General features: G+C 38.5%; 16 protein-coding genes. 7 read left to right on the top strand and 9 right to left on the bottom strand.

Features of this window, described 5'->3' with window-relative positions; translation table 11 throughout:
* Positions 1-96 precede the first annotated feature (96 nt).
* From ACFIJZ_RS00930 to ACFIJZ_RS00920, 3 genes are all read left to right on the top strand, one after another.
* Positions 97-903: a 1-acyl-sn-glycerol-3-phosphate acyltransferase gene (locus ACFIJZ_RS00930; protein WP_273790137.1), complete on the top strand. Its 807-nt coding sequence runs from the start codon at positions 97-99 to the stop codon at positions 901-903.
* Between the two features lie 693 nt (positions 904-1,596).
* The gene (locus tag ACFIJZ_RS00925; protein WP_375630665.1) at positions 1,597-2,694 is read left to right on the top strand and encodes a D-alanyl-D-alanine carboxypeptidase family protein; all 1,098 of its coding nucleotides are present in this window, start codon (positions 1,597-1,599) and stop codon (positions 2,692-2,694) included.
* Positions 2,695-3,100: 406 nt separating this feature from the next.
* Positions 3,101-4,162, top strand: coding sequence for a CobW family GTP-binding protein (locus ACFIJZ_RS00920; protein ID WP_375630663.1), 1,062 nt, complete (start codon positions 3,101-3,103; stop codon positions 4,160-4,162).
* 1,578 nt (positions 4,163-5,740) lie between these two features.
* Here the strand turns inward: ACFIJZ_RS00920 and ACFIJZ_RS00915 are convergent.
* The 3 genes from ACFIJZ_RS00915 to ACFIJZ_RS00905 form a co-directional block, all read right to left on the bottom strand.
* Positions 5,741-6,490 carry a murein L,D-transpeptidase family protein gene (locus tag ACFIJZ_RS00915; protein WP_273790140.1) on the bottom strand — a complete coding sequence of 250 codons (750 nt, stop codon included), beginning with the start codon at positions 6,488-6,490 and terminating at the stop codon, positions 5,741-5,743.
* 38 nt (positions 6,491-6,528) lie between these two features.
* Positions 6,529-7,485, bottom strand: a complete 957-nt coding sequence (locus ACFIJZ_RS00910) for an acetyl-CoA carboxylase carboxyltransferase subunit alpha (protein ID WP_375630737.1) — start codon at positions 7,483-7,485, stop codon at positions 6,529-6,531.
* A 78-nt stretch (positions 7,486-7,563) separates the two neighbouring features.
* Positions 7,564-8,502, bottom strand: a complete 939-nt coding sequence (locus tag ACFIJZ_RS00905) for a site-specific tyrosine recombinase XerD (RefSeq protein ID WP_273790142.1) — start codon at positions 8,500-8,502, stop codon at positions 7,564-7,566.
* A gap of 260 nt (positions 8,503-8,762) precedes the next feature.
* Here ACFIJZ_RS00905 and ACFIJZ_RS00900 point away from each other — a divergent pair, with 260 nt between their 5' ends.
* The 4 genes from ACFIJZ_RS00900 (at position 8,763) to ACFIJZ_RS00885 (ending at position 11,725) form a co-directional block, all read left to right on the top strand.
* Positions 8,763-9,395 carry a shikimate kinase gene (locus ACFIJZ_RS00900; RefSeq protein WP_375630735.1) on the top strand — a complete coding sequence of 211 codons (633 nt, stop codon included), beginning with the start codon at positions 8,763-8,765 and terminating at the stop codon, positions 9,393-9,395.
* The gene (gene aroB / locus ACFIJZ_RS00895) at positions 9,370-10,503 is read left to right on the top strand and encodes a 3-dehydroquinate synthase (RefSeq protein WP_273790143.1); all 1,134 of its coding nucleotides are present in this window, start codon (positions 9,370-9,372) and stop codon (positions 10,501-10,503) included. The genes ACFIJZ_RS00900 and aroB overlap by 26 nt, the downstream gene beginning before the upstream one ends.
* Before the next feature lie 416 nt (positions 10,504-10,919).
* Positions 10,920-11,315: an MliC family protein gene (locus ACFIJZ_RS00890; RefSeq protein ID WP_273790144.1), complete on the top strand. Its 396-nt coding sequence runs from the start codon at positions 10,920-10,922 to the stop codon at positions 11,313-11,315.
* Positions 11,316-11,332: 17 nt separating this feature from the next.
* Positions 11,333-11,725 carry an MliC family protein gene (locus ACFIJZ_RS00885; RefSeq protein ID WP_273790145.1) on the top strand — a complete coding sequence of 131 codons (393 nt, stop codon included), beginning with the start codon at positions 11,333-11,335 and terminating at the stop codon, positions 11,723-11,725.
* 16 nt (positions 11,726-11,741) lie between these two features.
* Here the strand turns inward: ACFIJZ_RS00885 and mnhG are convergent, their stop codons facing one another.
* The 6 genes from mnhG to ACFIJZ_RS00855 are packed head-to-tail and all read right to left on the bottom strand — an operon-like array spanning position 11,742 to position 17,787.
* A complete protein-coding gene (gene mnhG / locus ACFIJZ_RS00880; protein ID WP_273790146.1) occupies positions 11,742-12,152 on the bottom strand; it encodes a monovalent cation/H(+) antiporter subunit G in 411 nt (136 codons plus the stop codon).
* A complete protein-coding gene (locus tag ACFIJZ_RS00875) occupies positions 12,149-12,430 on the bottom strand; it encodes a K+/H+ antiporter subunit F (RefSeq protein WP_273790147.1) in 282 nt (93 codons plus the stop codon). The genes mnhG and ACFIJZ_RS00875 overlap by 4 nt, the downstream gene beginning before the upstream one ends.
* Complete coding sequence (locus ACFIJZ_RS00870; RefSeq protein ID WP_273790148.1) at positions 12,427-12,912, bottom strand: Na+/H+ antiporter subunit E; 486 nt, start codon at positions 12,910-12,912, stop codon at positions 12,427-12,429. The genes ACFIJZ_RS00875 and ACFIJZ_RS00870 overlap by 4 nt, the downstream gene beginning before the upstream one ends.
* A complete protein-coding gene (locus tag ACFIJZ_RS00865; RefSeq protein ID WP_375630659.1) occupies positions 12,909-14,525 on the bottom strand; it encodes a monovalent cation/H+ antiporter subunit D in 1,617 nt (538 codons plus the stop codon). Before ACFIJZ_RS00865 ends, ACFIJZ_RS00870 begins: the two co-directional genes overlap by 4 nt.
* A complete protein-coding gene (locus ACFIJZ_RS00860) occupies positions 14,525-14,866 on the bottom strand; it encodes a Na+/H+ antiporter subunit C (RefSeq protein WP_273790150.1) in 342 nt (113 codons plus the stop codon). The genes ACFIJZ_RS00865 and ACFIJZ_RS00860 overlap by 1 nt, the downstream gene beginning before the upstream one ends.
* Positions 14,866-17,787, bottom strand: coding sequence for a monovalent cation/H+ antiporter subunit A (locus ACFIJZ_RS00855; protein WP_375630658.1), 2,922 nt, complete (start codon positions 17,785-17,787; stop codon positions 14,866-14,868). Before ACFIJZ_RS00855 ends, ACFIJZ_RS00860 begins: the two co-directional genes overlap by 1 nt.
* Positions 17,788-17,822 lie beyond the last annotated feature (35 nt).

Raw genomic sequence — 17,822 nt, 5'->3', positions numbered from 1 at the left:
AAATGAGTTACCGAAAAATAGATGCTTGAAAAAATATAAAGAAGATGTTTTCTCATGTGAATTATATTATATACGAAGTCTTCTTATAGATATAAAATGGAAAATGTAGTGCTTATCCTTCGTTCTATTCTTTTTACGTTCGCTTTTTATACAACAACTTTCATACAAATGATTCTTTACGCTCCCGTTTATTTTTTAATGCCCCGCAAAAAGGCATGGATTGTCCCTAAAACATGGGCGCGCGTTACTCTCTTTTTGCAAAAATACATCGCAGGCACAAGTTATGAGATTGAAGGTTTAGAAAATCTTCCCAAAGGACCCTACATCATTGCTCCAAAGCATCAATCGGCTTGGGAAACTTTCAGTCTTGTTCCCTATTTTGATGATCCCACTCTCATTTTAAAACGTGAATTGATGTGGATTCCATTGTTTGGCTGGTATATGGCAAAAACGCAAATTATCCCCATTAACCGCACAACACCCATCAAAGCCTTAAAAATGATTATACAAAAAGCAAAAGAGAAAGTAAAACAAGGGCGCCAAATCTTGATTTTTCCCGAAGGAACACGCCGACAACCCGGTCAAGAACCAGATTATAAGTCAGGAATTGTCGCGCTCTATAATGAATTAGGACTTCAAGTTGTTCCTATTGCACATAATGCGGGTTTATATTGGCCACGCAATAATTTTCGCCGCTATCCTGGAACAATTCGTGTCCGTATTCTTCCCCCGATAGAGGCTGGTTTAAGCAAACGTGATTTTCTAGATCAACTTGTCCAAAAAACTGAAAAAGCGTGTGATGAACTGCTTCTCTTAGCAGCTCAAGATCCTACCCCTCCTCCTATGCCACCATACGCTGTTCAGAAACTTCAAAAACTAAATCATCATGAAACAATGCACTGATTGATAAGAATAATGCATCACTTTGTATATTGAGCGGAGTATAGGAAACAAAAATATAAGAAAGATACTTCAAACTTTCTAATTCAAAATTATAAAACACATGTACATGATAAGAAATAATCAATGTGTAAATTTTTTTGAAAAAGAATTCTTCCTCTCTTTAAAATCATTTAAATAACTTATATCTCATTGATTTATAAGGATATTTTAGCGTTATTCAACTTGAATGAGAACCCTGAATACCGTAAGATTTTCTCATTTCAAATCTACTCTAGGTTGAATCAATTAGAATTATTTTCTTGCACATTACAAGCGGGGATACCTCGTGTGAATAAAACGATACAAGAAAAGATTAAAATACTTTTTACGAACCGTCTCAAATACCAAGGGCTGTCCTAATAGGAAAGCAAGAAAAATGTATGATTATGCAGATTCGTTCCTTCCTAAGAAACATCAATCCCCCAAGAATCTGAAATCTTGTACAATCTTCATTATTTAAAAAGTATTTCTTGAGATACTTAAGTCATCAAACCAAATTCAAGGGGAAAATAAAAATGAGTGTTGTTTTTTATCCCACATACACAACGGATACAGCAATTAACCATCTTTCCTCCCTATCCTAGACTTAAAAGCTTTGTGTGCTACATTAAAAAAATTCTAAATAACGAATAAGAGGGAACTAGATTTAAATTAATGCAACGTCTCTTCTATAATTTATTTTTTTCTGTGATTTTGAGTTTATCCAGCGCTGTTGCTCTAGCGCAGCCTTTTATTTCTGTTGATGTTACAACGAGGCGTATCTTAAAACATAATCAAGCTTTTGAGCGTTGGTATCCTGCTTCCTTGACAAAATTAATGACCGCTTATGTTATTTTTCGTGCCATGAGCCGAGGGGAAGTTTCACCAAACAAACATATCACCATCAGCGAATACGCCGCAAAAGCTCCCTCATATCGTTCAGGCTATAAAGCTGGTTCTGTACTCACACTTGATACAGCCTTAAGTATTACCATGGTTAAATCTACCAATGATTTAGCCATTGCCATGAGTGAAGCTATTGCGGGTTCACAGAAAGATTTTGTACGTAAAATGAATAGCGAAGCTAAACGTTTAGGCATGTTTGGCACCCATTTTGCGAACGCAAGTGGTTTACCAGATCCTCAAAACTACTCCACGGCACGCGATATTGCTCTTTTAGCCGTTCAAATACGTCGAGAATTTCCACAATATGCTCATTATTTTTCTATTCCAGCCATTGATTTTGGTAATAATCGAAAAATCCAACATAACTCAAACAACCTCATTGGCCGTTTTTATGGGATAGACGGTATGAAAACAGGCTTTATTTGTGCCTCTGGTTTTAATCTTGTTGCCTCAGCCACCCGCAATAAACGTACAATTATTGCTGTCATTCTAGGGGCTAACAACATAAGTGAAAGAGAAGAAAAAGCTGCACAACTTCTTGAAACAGGATTTTTGCACCAAGGAAACCCCCAATTAACACTAGCAACATTAAAACCTTATGGGAGCAACATAACACAAGCCAACAATATGAGACAACAAACATGCACACCTGAAGCCATAAAAATGCATGCAAATTCATATGATGATCAAGGAAATATTATTCTCACCTCACCTTTTATCACTGCTCCACCTTCTTTTTCTCATCCTTTATCAGTACATCTCATTCGTACGCCACAAACACCTAAAATGACAGTAAAACCACTAAGAAAACCCTATATTCCGTATAAAAGGCACGCAAACCATTCTATAAAAAGTCATAAATCATAATCTAAAATTAATTATAATACTTTGATTTATAATGATAATTAATTATTTTGTACCTTATGTCAGAACCACAAGTATTGTAAGATTCTCTCATTTCAAATCTGTATTTGTTGAAGCAATAAAAACCAGTTTCTTGCCACCACAAGGTGGATGAACATGTAGATAAAATAATTAAAACAAAGAATAAAAATTCTTCCTATAAGTCCTTTCAAGAACTAAGAATTATCGTAACATTGACGCTAAAAAGTGTATGATATACCCACGTGCACCTACCTTTATAAGCGTAAAGATAGTGGTACAATGGATTTCATGGGGGATTAACCATTATATCCCTCACGGACACCATTATAAATTGGTTAGACATACTGAGATATATTTTTTAAAAACAAAACTATGATTGATGATTAACATGAAAATAAAGCGCATCCCCCTCACGCTTATTACAGGTTTTTTAGGCTCTGGCAAAACAACTTTGCTCAACCGTATGCTACAAGACCCTCTTTTAACAGAATGTGCTGTTATCATCAATGAATTCGGCGAAATCAGTATTGACCACCTTCTGGTTGAAAAAACGACAGAAGGAATTATTGAGCTTGCCAATGGCTGCTTATGCTGCAATTTACGCAGTGATCTCATCGACACATTAATTGATTTAATAAATCGCGTTCAGACAGGACAGATCAAACAACTCCATCATATTATCATTGAAACCACAGGGATGGCTGATCCCGCCCCTATTTTACAAATACTTTTAAGCCACCCGTTGTTTATTCAAACATTGTCCATAAATGCTGTTCTTGCAACATTTGATACATTAAGCCCGCTTTCCATATGTGAGCGCTATCCTGAAATATATAAACAATTAATATTTGCTGATAAAATCATTCTCACCAAAACAGATCTTAGAGACCCACAAACGCTTTCAGATACACTCCTTAGCACACTTAAAACAATGAATCCTACAGCACAAATCATTGACGCCCATTCTGAAGATTTCTGTTCAAATCTATTAATAAATAACACATTATGGGCTGAAAAAGTAGAAAATACAAAACTTAAACAAAATCTTACGACTACCCCGCATGATCATACCCCCCATAAAACCATTCGTACCTTTTCACTAAACTGTGAGGGTCCTGTTGATTACGCCACAATTGAAGTCTTTTTAGATCTCCTACAAGAGCGTTATGGTACAAAATTATTACGTATTAAAGCAATTATCGCATTGCGTGATGACCCTTATCGCCCACTCGTATTACATGGCGTACAAACATTTTTTCACCCTCCCATAAGATTGCCAGCATGGCCAAAAGGAATAAAACAAACACGTTTCGTCATCATTGCCGATGGTGTTGAAAAAGAAGCTATACAAAAACTCCTCAATGCTTTTTTTAATAAACCAGCAATAGATACTGCAGACAAAACAGCTCTCTTAGAAAATCCTCTGGTCATTCCAGGAATAAAATTTTAATTTTTTCTCCTCTTCAATGATATAGCATTAAATTCATTGACACCACCATCTTTATGTTTTTAAAGGAGCAAACCGGCACATCATTACACACTTTGCTAATTCCCAATGTTGAAATAGCTTTTGGCACTTGAAACGGTTTGTAAAAAGCATTTTAGTCTTTCTTGTACAATTTCACCCACGCAGCAATCCTCGCTTGTAATGTGCAAGCAAATGGTTTTAATTTATTCAACATGCAACAGCTTTGAAATGTGGAATCTTACGGTATTCAGGGTTCTAATTTAACTTGAATAACACTAAATTATCTTTATAATCAATATGTTATAAATTTATAAAAAACTTTCATAAATATTTCTATTCAAGTTTATTAACATAATGGAATAAAAAATAAGAAAATACACATTTTTAACAATGCTTTCTGCACAATAATGCCTCTCATAAAATTATTCGTACCTTTTCACTGAGCGGCAAAATCCCCATAGACTACCACAATTGAAACTTTTTAGCTCTCTTACAAAATCACATGCCGGAAAATGACTATCTATTAAAACACTCCAGCGCTAACATATTACCCTTATCTGTAAAATCGTCGCCCTCACACAAAATAGAATACCATTGTATCACGAATTCACGCACTCGTTTAAAAACACCGTCTCTCAATACGCATTATTCCTATTTCAAGACGCTACCCATAAATAATATAATACAAAATTCTCCATGAAATGTATAAGGCCCATTCTCCATCTTTACTCTATAAATATGTAAACTGATCGCCTCATACTTTTGCCAGTTAAAAATGTTTTGAAAAAACTTGGCACTTTAGAGTACTCATGAGAACTATCTGTACTCCTTTCTTTAAAAATTTTATTCACATGCCAATCCAATTTTATGGCGTGCAAAAAATGGTTTCGATTGATTCACCATAAACAAATTTTAAGATAAAAGGATCTTATGATATTTAGTCCCTAATTCAAACTGAAGAATTATAAACTATCATTATAAATCAAATTGTTATGATAAAAATTTTCAATATCCATCAATCTGTAAACAGATTGTTTTCTCTCTAAATGCGCTTCATCTGCAAACCACTTCATGTGATTCATTTCACAGACAGATTGGCCAAATTCTTGGTTCTAAAATATTCTGCTCAACTCTATATTTATTCAAGCTAATTGAAATCAAAATCCCTGTTAAGAAAAAACCAAAATCAGACAGAGGCAATATCGCATTTTAAAATATGTGAATGTATCTTATATAACAGCACGACAAGACAATATTTTACAGCATAAAAGAATAAAACTCTTTGAAAGAAATAAAAAGAGAGGCACATTCCATGTTAACTTACTCTTCACTAAAAACGAAGATTGACACCAGTGCCGATGTGCAAACAATCCAACTTCTTTGAGAAAATTCCTCTTGGCTTCCCACTTCATCTGATTTACTTACATAAGGCTCTATGAAAAAACTCTGCGCTTTAAAATATTGACTACTCACTTAAACACCTTATGTGCAAAGTTTTTGCATATCCTGTATCGCCATTATTAAGTGATAGTGTTACAGTGCAATAGAATACAATAACACTCACGGCATTCGAGAAACTGAAGTTTTATCAATATCGCGATTAAAAACGTAACGTTTTCCATAAACCTCAACAGTTGGAGGTTGACGATTTTTTTCAAAAAAATCATAACCTTTCTTAAGCATAACCCAGAATTGATAATGAGGATCCTTGCTATGACGTGACATATTATCCTCGGTCATGCGGAAAGGAAAAGCCTGTAACTGAAACTCTCTTTGTCCTCCTTTAAAAGCATCCCGTGCAAACGCATAAATCTGAGCCATGTTCTTATCACTCATAGAATAACAACCTGCGGAAAAGCAAGAACCATGCACCATAAGATTGCTTCCTGTGCGACCATTTTCTTGATCATAAAGGTTAGGAAATCCTATATTAAAAGAAAGATAATATTTTGAATAAGGATTCATTTGGTTTGCGCTAATAGTATAAAAACCCTCTGGTGTCTGAAGATCCCCTTCTTTATATTTAGGTCCAAGCTTACCAGACCATTTGCAAATACCATAGCGAGCAACCAAGATAAAAGGTCCTGAACGAGATTGTTTCCAAACTTCAGCAAGATTTTCTTCCTTGAAAAATCGCATTACAATTGGTGCATAAGGATCAATATCGTACAAAGCCATTCTATTCTGGATTTCTTGCGGCAACGGCTGCTCAACCTTAGCACGAATAGAAGCTGGTAATCTTCCTTCACATGCTGTCAATATTCCCATTACAAACAACATGCACACAGCGAGGAATCTGCTAAATGTCATCGAATAAAACTCCAATCAATCCCCTCACAAAAAATGACCTATGTTAGAGATCGACCAATTTGAAGGTATTTTTCTCTTCGCTCTTGTTTAAGAACTTCACCATCTTTTCCAGCCATAGCTTTTAAAGCCTCTGAAATAACATCACCCGTTGCATCAATGGCAATCTCTTTGCCACGATGTGCTCCCCCTAAAGGTTCCGAAATAATGCCATCAATAATCTTTAAGCGATACAAATCTTGAGCGGTAATACGCATATTCATTGCAGCATCTTTCGCACGAGCTGGATCACGCCATAAAATAGAAGCTGCTCCTTCTGGTGAAATAACAGAATAAATTGCGTGCTCCAACATATAAACTTTATTGGCAGCCGCGATTGCTATCGCCCCTCCAGAACCGCCTTCTCCAATAACAACGGAAACTACAGGAACTTTCAAACGCAAAGTTGTAGCTGTTGATTGGGCAATTGCTTCTGCCTGCCCCCGTTCTTCAGCACTCACACCAGGATAAGCGCCTGCCGTATCAACAAAAGTGAGAAGTGGCAAACCAAAACGATCAGCCATTTCCATAATACGTACAGCTTTACGATAGCCTTCTGGACGTGCAGAACCAAAATTATAGCGCAAACGTGTTTGCGTGTCATAACCTTTCTCTTGACCGATATAAGCAACGGCCTCACCTTTAAAGCGTGCAAACCCCGCTTGAATAGCCTCATCTTCAGCAAACTTGCGATCTCCGGCCAAAGGCGTAACGTCACTCAATAGGCGTTTAGAATAGTCCATAAAATGGGGACGATTAGGATGACGAGCGACTTGCGTTTTTTGCCACGGCGATAATTTTTTATAAATATCGCGCAAGGCTGTTTGGGAACGCGTTTCAAGGCGAGCAATCTCATCGCTCATATCAAGACTGCCTTTTTCCTGAGAAATTTTTTTTAATTCAAGAATTTTCCCATCAAGATCAGCAACTGGTTTTTCAAAATCAAGATAATTATACATTTGTGTCAACTCATTCAGTGTCACTTATACACTTATAATTTGCTTTATAAAGTCTTTTTCAAAAACATCACCTTTTCTTTAACGAGCCTTTTGCTCATCGGCAAGTGGATGATGCTCATTGACTAAACGATAAAGTCCCTCTTCCAACACATGGGTATAAATCTGAGTAGTAGCAATATCAGAGTGACCTAACAAATGTTGAACGGCACGCAAATCAGCACCATTTTGCAAAAGATGACTAGCAAAAGCATGACGCAACACATGGGGAGAAAAGCTATCACTTTCTATTCCTGCTCTTCTAGCGAGATTTTTCAACTCCCGCGCAACGACTTGACGAGCAATATATCCTGTCTCGGAATGCGCGGGAAAAAGATAAGAACTCGTAGCACCCTTTCCCTGATCACGCAAGTTTAACCACTGTGAAAGAACTTGGCATGCTTTTTTTGATAACAGCACCATTCGTTCTTTTTTGCCCTTACCACGAACCAAAACGCTGTACTCCTTCCTTCGAACAGACTGAACCGGCAGACTCACCAACTCACTGATGCGTAATCCCGTTGCATACAGCATTTCAATCAATAGCTGAAGACGCAGTGCACGGAAATACTCTTTGGACCCATAATCTGCTTGATTGACTTCTAACTGTGCCAAATCAAGCAATTTTATCACTGCATCTTCACTCATGATTTTGGGCAAAGGACGCCCCTGACGAGGTGCATCAATATCATGAGAGGGATCATCTGCTCTCAACCCTTCAGCATAAAGAAATTGATAAAACTGACGCAAAGTCGATAAACGGCGCGCTTGCGATGATGCCGCAAAACCAAAAGTATGCATAAGCGACAAAAGGGTAATTAAATCTTCTTTTTGTGCTGAAAAAAGCGAAACAGAGTGTGAAGACAATTCGTCTTGTGCCCACTGCAAATCATGCTGATAAGCCGCAAGTGTATGAGGTGAAGCCCCTCTCTCCGCGCTCATCATCTCAAGAAAATGATCTATCACAGCACCACTTTTCATTTCATTGATTCACTTCCGTAGAAAGATTCCATGAATCCAAGGGAACATCAATGTACATATCCACAGTTACTGGTTCAACCCAAACCACAAGAGCACCCATTATAATGAAAAAAACAGAAAACAAAATGAAAAGAATCATCAAAAATCTAGTCAATGTTGGCATAAGACAATAACCTACCCAAAAATATTCTATCTCGTATAATGCCTCACAAAGATTAACAGGAATTGACTTTAAGATGGATAAATGCCGAAATAAAGTTATGAAAAGCAATCGACCAAAACGAATCCCCATAACACAAATAAAGAATCAGCTCTTATCGTCCCTTGATAAAAGAGCACTTGTCCTTGTTGGCCTTATGGGGGCAGGCAAATCAGTGATCGGAAAACGCGTCGCCACCATGCTTCGTTTACCCTTTTATGATTCTGACCAAGAAATTGAAAAAGCTGCACAAATGACAATCACGGAACTCTTTGAAATTTATGGTGAATCCGAATTTCGTGCTCTTGAACAGCGTGTTATTCTAAACCTCATGAAAAAAAGTCCCCTTATTTTAGCAACAGGTGGTGGTGCCTACATAAATGAAAATATCCGAAAAGCCATTCAAAAAAATGGTATATCTATATGGCTAAAAGTCGATCTTGATATCCTCATGCAACGTGTCTCAAAGCACCCGACACGTCCCCTGCTTAAAACAGCCAATCCTAAAGAAACCATGCAAAAACTCATGGAACAGCGTTATCCTATCTATGAAAAGGCAAACTTAACAATTAACAGTCATAAAGAAAGCCGTCATACCGTAGCACAAAATGTTATACGATCCGTACAGCACTACCTATACACAGAAATTAACAATAGGGATAACCAGCATGCAAACCAAAACCGTCACTGTTAAACTGGACAAACACTGTTACGATATCATCATTGGTCCGGGTCTGATTACACAAGCTGCTTCACAGATTAAACATGCTCTTAACAAAAAAGATCCTTATCCAACGCGCTTTGCACTTGTTACAGATACAAATGTTGCTTCCCTTCATTTGGAGATATTGCAAGCAGAATTAACAAAAAATAAAATTCATACTGTCCCTATTATTGTAGAAGCGGGAGAACAATCAAAATCATTTTCAACCCTGCAAGTTGTCATCGATCAAATTCTTGCTGCGCGTTTAGAAAGAGGCGACTGTGTTATTGCTTTTGGCGGTGGTGTCATTGGCGATCTAGCAGGATTTGCGGCAAGTATAATCCGCCGTGGTATGAACTTCATTCAAATGCCCACAACGCTTCTTGCACAAATTGATTCCTCTGTTGGTGGAAAAACGGGCATCAACAGCCGATATGGCAAAAATCTTATTGGTGCTTTTTTTCAACCGCAATGCGTTATTGCTGACACCTGTGTCCTTGATACCCTATCACTGCGTGAATTTCGTGCTGGTTACGCGGAAATGGTCAAATATGGACTCATTAACCAGCCTGATTTTTTTGAATGGCTTGAAAAAAATGGACAAGAAGTCTTTTCTAATGGCCCTATGCGAACAGAAGCCATTGTCCGCTCATGCCAATTTAAAGCTGCCATTGTAGCACGTGACGAACACGAAACAGGAGAGCGCGCACTCTTAAATCTCGGCCATACATTTGGACACATGCTTGAAACAGCAACCGCTTATGACTCAAAGCGTTTAATTCACGGTGAAGCTGTAGCAATTGGAATGATTCTAGCGCATCAATTTTCTGCTCAATTAAATTTAATAAGCCCCACGCTTACACAACGCGTTGAAGCACACCTTAAAGCAATAGGATTACCTACACAATTAAAGGATATCCCAGGGTGTCTACCAGATGCTGAAACTTTAATGACTCTCATTGCCCAAGATAAAAAAGTTTTACAAAATAATTTGACCTTCATCTTAACGCGCGGACTTGGCCAATCATTTATTGCAAAAAATGTTTCACCAGATGCAGTTTTATCCTTTTTGGAACAAAAATTAACAGAAATTCGTTAATTCATATTGAATATAATTGATTCGTTTTTATACTTCTATTAAAGATTAAATATGATGATGTCTGCGTAGCTCAGTAGGATAGAGCACAGGATTCCTAAAGAAATTGGGCACTTTGAGGAGAAATCCTCAAAGTGAATCTGCTCAAATTCGGGGAAAGCTTCATGGGCGACTATATGCCAATCCCGAGCCAAGTCTCTCTTCAAATGAGAGAAAGGTGTAGAGACTGAACGGGCAGCACCTAAAGAGCAAAAGCTTCAAGGTGAAGAGACAGTCCAGACCACAAACAGCCGATAAGGCTGGCGGTGAAAATCGAAGTGGTATGAATCCTGGGGTCGCAGGTTCGAATCCTGCCGTAGACACCATCGTATCAGTCAAATTATTCTTTGTGCACAATATTAGGAATATAGGGAAGCATCATGAAAAAAACTTTGCACATTTTAGGATTTTTCACCGCTTTAAGTTTATCACTCTTCAGCTCAAACAATAGCTTAGCTGGTTCTTTAATCATTGAAGTACCAGACAATCCAGAGCCCAAAACAGAGATCATTACCTATCAGTGTGATACTGAAACAGGTAAAGAGCGCGTTGAGGCAGTCTATCTTAATGCTGACAATATTTCGTTGGTTGATTTCAAATGGAACGGTGATCGTGTCATTGCTGCTAATGTCATCGCTGCGACAGGAGCAAAATTTGCAGGAGCTCAGTATATCTGGTGGGAGAAGAACAAAGAAGTCACGCTTTATGACCTTGCTCAGGATCCAGAAGAAAAAAAACCTATCCTCTGTAAAGATGAGTCAACATTATTATTTTAAATAACACGGGAAATATTATGAAAAAAATTTCTTTTACTAAACAATTTTTCATTACTTTAAGTGTGTTCCTCCTCGGTTCAATTAATGCATTAGCAAGTTCTTTAGTCATTAAAGTACCAGATGATCCAGAACCAACAACAGAGACCGTCTCCTATCAATGCGATATGGGAACAAGCAAAGAGCATGTTGAAGCAACTTATCATAATGCTGGCAATATTGCGCTTGTTGATTTAAAATGGAACGGTAAGCGCATCGTTGGTTCTAATGTAATTGCCGCTTCTGGAGGAAAATATGTGGGTGGTCAATACATTTGGTGGATAACTAAAAATGAAGCCATATTTTACGATCTTATTAATGATCCAAAAGAAGAAAAGCCCATCCACTGTGTAGAAGAAAAAAGCACAGAATAAGGAAGGTTCTTACATTTCAAGAACCGCGCTGGCTCTCATCTCTTGATGTTCCTTCTGATGTGGGTAACTTTTCCTCCGTCTGGTGTAATAAAAGAGCCAGCGGTTTTTCTGACTGTTCTTCTGAATGATGTCGATAAGCTGCTGTATGTGAAAGCAACATAGAAGCTATCGGCGCTGTTAAAAACAAAAAAAACATCAGCAACGCTTCATGAAAAACAAAATAATGGTCCACAAATATTGAATAAAGAAATGAAGAAATAAGAATACTACCAACGCCCCAACTCGTACATACTGAAAGCATATGCAAACGCTTATAAAAATTGGAAAAACGCACCAAACCTATTGTTGCGATCAATGTCAGTCCCGACCCTAATATTAAGAAAATCGTGATAGCAATAGCAACCACAAGCGATACATCATCTTTCATTCAATAATCTCCCCTCGCATGAGAAATTTCGCCAAAGCAATACTCGAGACTGGACCCAACAACCCAATAATGAGAGCTGCGACAAAATAAATGGTTGTTCCAGAACGAATATCGAATGTAAGAAACAAAAGAATAGTGGTTATATAAAGGGCATCCAAACCAACAATTCTATCCTGTGCCCGTGGACCACGAATCAACCGAAACAGCGCGAAAATCACCGCTAAACTTAAAAAAAACTGTGAAAAGAAAAGCCCCCAATAAAGAATCACCATACTCATAAAAAAATCTCCAAAAGCAATTGCTCATACCGTTGTTTGATCAACTGTTTGTAATCATATCCATTTTTTAAATTTAAGACATGAAGCAAAAGTTCACCCTTTTTACTATTATAGGCAACCCAAGCAGTTCCAGGGGTTGCCGAAAGGATGCACGCTAAAATAGCCAAAGCAGTGCGATTATGAAGCAGAAGAGGTACTACAATAAAACCAGACTTCTGCTCTCGAGACCTTTTTGTTAAAACAAACCAAGCCACCGAAACATTTGAGAATATAGAATCTATAAATACTCGAAAAACGAGACGAAAAACCGCACTCCAGCTTTTAATAACAGCCTTCTCTGGCTCCAGAAGCCGTATCATCCAACCACAAAACAAAGCGGTTAAAATCCCTAAAAGCAATTGCCCTAAACTAAAACCATTTAAAATAAGCCACATAAGGACAATGCCACCACTGAAAAAAGGGGAAGTATAAAAACGATTCATTTACTCATCTCCCCGAGAGAAAAATCCGTTAAAACGCTCCCAATATAGTTTTGAGGTTCATACAAAGTCTTAGCGGTTTCAGACATATAATGACTAACAGGACTGGCTACAATTGTTATAAGAAAACACAAGGCAAGAAGAACGGCAATAGGTGCAAATTCTATCACCTGCACACGTGGAACGCGACCTTCAAGAGAAATCCAAAAAGTTCGGATACCCGTTCGTGTCAGTGCAATCAAAGCTGCAAATCCAGAGAGGGTGACAAAAACTACAAAAAGCCAATCTTGGTAAACCGGAAGAGAGGCAAAAAAATCCTCTCTACTATGGTTTAAAATTGCCATGAACATCATAAGTTTAGCAACAAAACCAGAAAAAGGTGGCAATCCAATAATCAAAATGGCACAGATACCAAAACAAGCCCCAAGAATTGCCAAGGTTACAGGGAAATATGTGCCAACTTCATCTTCTTCCTCCTCTTCATCGTCGCCATAAACCTCCATTGTGACAGCAAGAACATTAGCAGCCACATCTTGACAGCGCTCAACCAACTCTACCAAAAGAAAAAAAGCTCCCAGTGCTAAAGTTGAAGAAACAATATAAAAAAGTGCACCTGCTGTCAGTGCTGCATTGCCGATGCCGATCGCGGCCAACAATGTACCAGAAGAGACAAGGACACTATAAGCTGCCAAACGCACCAAAACTTGACTCGCCAATACCCCAATAAAACCAACAATCATAGTGGCAAGCCCACCATAAAACAAAACCGTATGACCAAAATGGTTAAAATATTCACTTTCAGGACTAAACCATAGCAACGTTAAACGTAAAATAATATAAATACCCACCTTGCTCAAAAGTGCAAAAGAAGCTCCAACGGGTGCTGCTACTGCACTGTAAGTTGGCACCAACCAAAAATTAAGCGGCCACATACCCGCTTTAAGCAAAAAAGCAATACCTAAAAGTGCAACACCTATTTCGAACAAAACAATATCTGTAGAAGATATATATTTTATTTTAACAGCCAAATCGGCCATATTAAGAGTACCAACGACTCCATAAATGAGCGCTATACCCACTAAAAAAAATAATGAAGCAACAAGATTAACCACAACATAATGCAACCCTGCGCGCACGCGTGTCTGACCAGAACCATGCAAAGCAAGCCCATAGGAAGCCGTTAACATAACTTCAAAAAACACAAATAAATTAAATAAATCGCCGGTCAAAAAAGCACCATTTATTCCCACCATAAAAAATTGCATTAGTGACTGAAAATGAGAACCAGCTTTGTACCAATGAGCCCGCGCAAAAACCAACACGCTAGTCACCAACAAGCTGGAAAGTAAAAGCATCATAGCGCTTAAGCGATCAAGGACTAAAACAATTCCAAAAGAAGACGGCCAATTACCAAGTCGATAAACATCGCAAGCCGGTGCTATTTCAAGAGTACGTATAATCAATAAAATGGCAGTAACGACCAACAGTCCCGCAGAAGAAAGACTGATGAATGATTTAAGTTTTGCACGACGTTCATCATAAAAAAGAAGAAGTGCTCCAGTGATTAACGGCAAAAGAATAGGCAAAATAAGGAGATGATGCACCCCTACTCCCATTATTGCACCTCACGTCCATCAACGTGATCAGAACCCGTTAAACCACGTGAAACCAACAAGATAACTAAAAATAAAGCTGTTGTTGCAAAACCAATCACAATCGCAGTTAACACCAAGGCTTGTGGGAGAGGATCGACATAATTAGCTGGATTAATAACAGTGGTAGGATCAACAATTGGAGCAGCATTACTACGCGGTCTACTCATTGAAAATATAAAAAGATTAACACCATAAGAGATCAAGGACAAACCAAGAATGACTTGAAAAGTACGTGGACGTAAAACAAGCCAAATACCTGATCCGACAAAAACACCGATACCCAAAGAAAGAACAATTTCCATTAATTTTCCTTCTCTTTTAAAATAGGCTTCTTACCGATTCGGTAACTCCGAATTGACTGGTGTGCAAGTGCAATTAAAATGAGAACAGTTGCTCCCAACACAAGAGAAAGCACACCAAAATCAAACAAAAAAGCAGATGCCATGGGAACTTTCCCAATTAACGGAAGATGAATATATCGAAAAAAGGATGTTAAAAAAGGATATCCAAAAAACCAAGAGCCCATCCCCGTTACAACTGACAACAATAAGCCAAAGCCTATCCAACGCAAAGGTAAAACTCTCAAATGCGTTTCCACCCACCGAATATCGCGTGCAAGATATTGTAAAATAAACCCTATCGCCAAAGTAATACCACCGACAAATCCACCTCCTGGCAGATCATGCCCTCGCATGAATAAATAAATAGCAAAAGCAATAATAATCGGAAAGAGCCAACCCATAATAACAGCAGGAACAGCTAAATAATTTAATACTGTATCTCCCACATTTCGATTAGGCTGTGCTATATCAAAGGCTTTCTGGATACGTTGTTGAAAAGGCGCATCAATACTCTCAGGCGCAGGACGAAAACGTCGTAAGAGGGCAAAAACAGTAAGGGAAACAACACCCAAAACCACAATTTCTCCCATGGTATCAAAACCACGGAAATCAACCAACAACACATTCACAACATTGCGACCACCAGCATCTGAGTAAGCATGCGTTAGAAAAAAATCAGAAATCGTTGTACCTTGAGGACGTGTCATCACTGCAAAAGAAAGCCATGCTACACCAGCACCTCCTACAAGGGATATGATGAAATCACGGAAACGACGCAAGCGAATCCAAAAATGAACAGCAGCTGGCCCAGGATCATGCAAACGTTTAGGCAACCACCGTAAACCAAGCAATAATAAAACGACTGTAACAACCTCAACAACCAATTGTGTTATTGCTAAATCAGGAGCAGAAAGCCATAAAAAGGTTGCACAAGTCATCAAACCAGCTCCCCCTAAAAGCATAAGTGAAGCAAGACGATGAAACTTTGCTCGCCAAGCAACTAAAAGCGCACATAATCCGCCAACCAGCCAAAGAGCGAGAAAAGGAATATCAAGTGGAAAAAGCGGTAATGTCCCCACTGGAATGAAACCATCGCACCAAAGTAAAAGACCAACAAATGCAAAACAGACCCAAAAAATCCAATGCAACTGGATCTGCAAACGGCGTGTTGACAAAGCAGATTCCACCGCACGGGCCCATTTCCAAGAAATAATTACGAGAATGCGTTCAAAAATACGCGGTCCTTTTAAGTGACGGAAAAAAGGAGCCCCATCATCACAGGATAAAAAATAACGATGCCCGACAGCATAGAGCAATCCGCCCCCTAATAATGCAACAAAACTCATCACTAATGGAGTGTTAAACCCATGCCAAACAGCCAAACTATAAGGAATTGTCATTGGTCCTAAAACAGACACGACCGCATTATCTAAAATAGGCCCTATTGTTAAATTAGGGAAAATACCAACCGCTAAACAAATAAACACCAAAAGCTCCATTGGTAAACGCATAAAATGCGGTGGTTCATGGGGAGTCTTGGGTAAATTGTCAGGCTTTGGTCCTAAAAAAACACCGTGAATAAAGCGTATAGAATAAGTCACACTAAACAGACTAGCTAGCGTTGCCACATAAGGCGCAATCCAATCGAGCCATGATTCCATATGCGTTTCAACAGCTTCAGCAAAAAACATCTCTTTCGATAAAAAACCATTCAACAAAGGAACCCCAGCCATCGCTGCACTCGCAACTAAAGCAAGAGTTGCTGTAATAGGCATAGAACGATAAAGCCCTGACAGTTTACGCATATCACGTGTTCCTGTCTCATGATCAATAATGCCAGCAGCCATAAATAAAGAAGCCTTAAAAGTAGCATGATTGGCCATATGAAAGATCGCCGCAACACATGCAAGTGGACTACCAAGACTTAAAAGCGTTGTAATTAATCCAAGATGACTAATAGTCGAGTAAGCAAGCAGTCCTTTTAAGTCTTGCTGAAACATGGAAAAATAGGCACCTAGCAGCAATGTCGAGAGTCCTGAAAAGCCAACCAGCCAAAACCAAGATTCTGTTCCAGAGAGCACAGGCCATAAACGAACAAGCAAAAACAATCCCGCTTTTACCATTGTTGCCGAATGCAAATAAGCCGATACGGGGGTTGGAGCAGCCATCGCGTTGGGTAGCCAAAAATGAAAGGGAAATTGCGCGCTTTTTGTTAACCCTCCCAATAAAATACAAATAAGGATAGGACTATAAAGAGAACTTGACCGGATCATATCTCCAGACTGTAGCACCTTATCCAAATCAAAACTGCCAACAGTATACCCAATCAATAAAACTCCAATAAAAAGGGCAAAGCCGCCAAAACCTGTGATCGTTAGAGCCATACGCGCACCCTCACGCGCACTTGCATTATGGTACCAATAGCCGATCAACAAAAAAGAAAAAATACTGGTGAGTTCCCAGAAAACAACCAAAAAGACGAGATTACCTGATAAAACTATTCCTATCATTGATCCCATAAAAGCCAAAAAAAAGGAAAAAAAACGAGGTACAGAATCCGCTGGATCCATGTAATAACGTGAATAAATGACAACAAGCAGCCCAATCCCTGTAATGAGCAAGCAAAAAAGCCACGATAAACCATCTATACGAAGAATCAAATCGCTTCCCCATTCTGGAAGCCAAGAAATATCTAAACGCACTATGTGGTTTCCGCGAACTTCCGGATAAAGCATTATTGTAAAAATAAGACAGAAAAGCGCGACAATCCCAGCAAACCAGGCTTCATTATTTTTTGCTGTCGAACGAAAAAAGCCAATGACAGCACTTCCACCAAAGGGAAGCAAAACGAGCAATACCAACATTGCTTCCCGTGTTGTCATTCTTTAAACTCCATTTTGCCTTAATATTTTGTCAT

Source organism: Bartonella sp. CL70QHWL (assembly GCF_042194855.1).
In the GTDB taxonomy this organism is placed as follows: Bacteria; Pseudomonadota; Alphaproteobacteria; order Rhizobiales; family Rhizobiaceae; genus Bartonella.
The sequence above is the reverse complement of the archived record's forward strand: the minus strand, read 5'-3'. Positions and strand labels throughout refer to the sequence as shown.

What these genes read in the sequence shown, in the direction of transcription:
- ACFIJZ_RS00915 (WP_273790140.1), bottom strand. Translation starts at nt 6,490, where the DNA reads ATGACATTTAGCAGATTCCTCGCTGTGTGCATGTTGTTTGTAATGGGA.
- ACFIJZ_RS00900 (WP_375630735.1), top strand. Translation starts at nt 8,763, where the DNA reads ATGAAAAGCAATCGACCAAAACGAATCCCCATAACACAAATAAAGAAT.
- ACFIJZ_RS00925 (WP_375630665.1), top strand. Translation starts at nt 1,597, where the DNA reads ATGCAACGTCTCTTCTATAATTTATTTTTTTCTGTGATTTTGAGTTTA.
- ACFIJZ_RS00905 (WP_273790142.1), bottom strand. Translation starts at nt 8,502, where the DNA reads ATGAAAAGTGGTGCTGTGATAGATCATTTTCTTGAGATGATGAGCGCG.
- ACFIJZ_RS00920 (WP_375630663.1), top strand. Translation starts at nt 3,101, where the DNA reads ATGAAAATAAAGCGCATCCCCCTCACGCTTATTACAGGTTTTTTAGGC.
- ACFIJZ_RS00860 (WP_273790150.1), bottom strand. Translation starts at nt 14,866, where the DNA reads ATGGAAATTGTTCTTTCTTTGGGTATCGGTGTTTTTGTCGGATCAGGT.
- mnhG (WP_273790146.1), bottom strand. Translation starts at nt 12,152, where the DNA reads ATGAAAGATGATGTATCGCTTGTGGTTGCTATTGCTATCACGATTTTC.
- ACFIJZ_RS00875 (WP_273790147.1), bottom strand. Translation starts at nt 12,430, where the DNA reads ATGAGTATGGTGATTCTTTATTGGGGGCTTTTCTTTTCACAGTTTTTT.
- aroB (WP_273790143.1), top strand. Translation starts at nt 9,370, where the DNA reads ATGCAAACCAAAACCGTCACTGTTAAACTGGACAAACACTGTTACGAT.
- ACFIJZ_RS00865 (WP_375630659.1), bottom strand. Translation starts at nt 14,525, where the DNA reads ATGGGAGTAGGGGTGCATCATCTCCTTATTTTGCCTATTCTTTTGCCG.
- ACFIJZ_RS00870 (WP_273790148.1), bottom strand. Translation starts at nt 12,912, where the DNA reads ATGAATCGTTTTTATACTTCCCCTTTTTTCAGTGGTGGCATTGTCCTT.
- ACFIJZ_RS00890 (WP_273790144.1), top strand. Translation starts at nt 10,920, where the DNA reads ATGAAAAAAACTTTGCACATTTTAGGATTTTTCACCGCTTTAAGTTTA.
- ACFIJZ_RS00855 (WP_375630658.1), bottom strand. Translation starts at nt 17,787, where the DNA reads ATGACAACACGGGAAGCAATGTTGGTATTGCTCGTTTTGCTTCCCTTT.
- ACFIJZ_RS00930 (WP_273790137.1), top strand. Translation starts at nt 97, where the DNA reads ATGGAAAATGTAGTGCTTATCCTTCGTTCTATTCTTTTTACGTTCGCT.
- ACFIJZ_RS00910 (WP_375630737.1), bottom strand. Translation starts at nt 7,485, where the DNA reads ATGTATAATTATCTTGATTTTGAAAAACCAGTTGCTGATCTTGATGGG.
- ACFIJZ_RS00885 (WP_273790145.1), top strand. Translation starts at nt 11,333, where the DNA reads ATGAAAAAAATTTCTTTTACTAAACAATTTTTCATTACTTTAAGTGTG.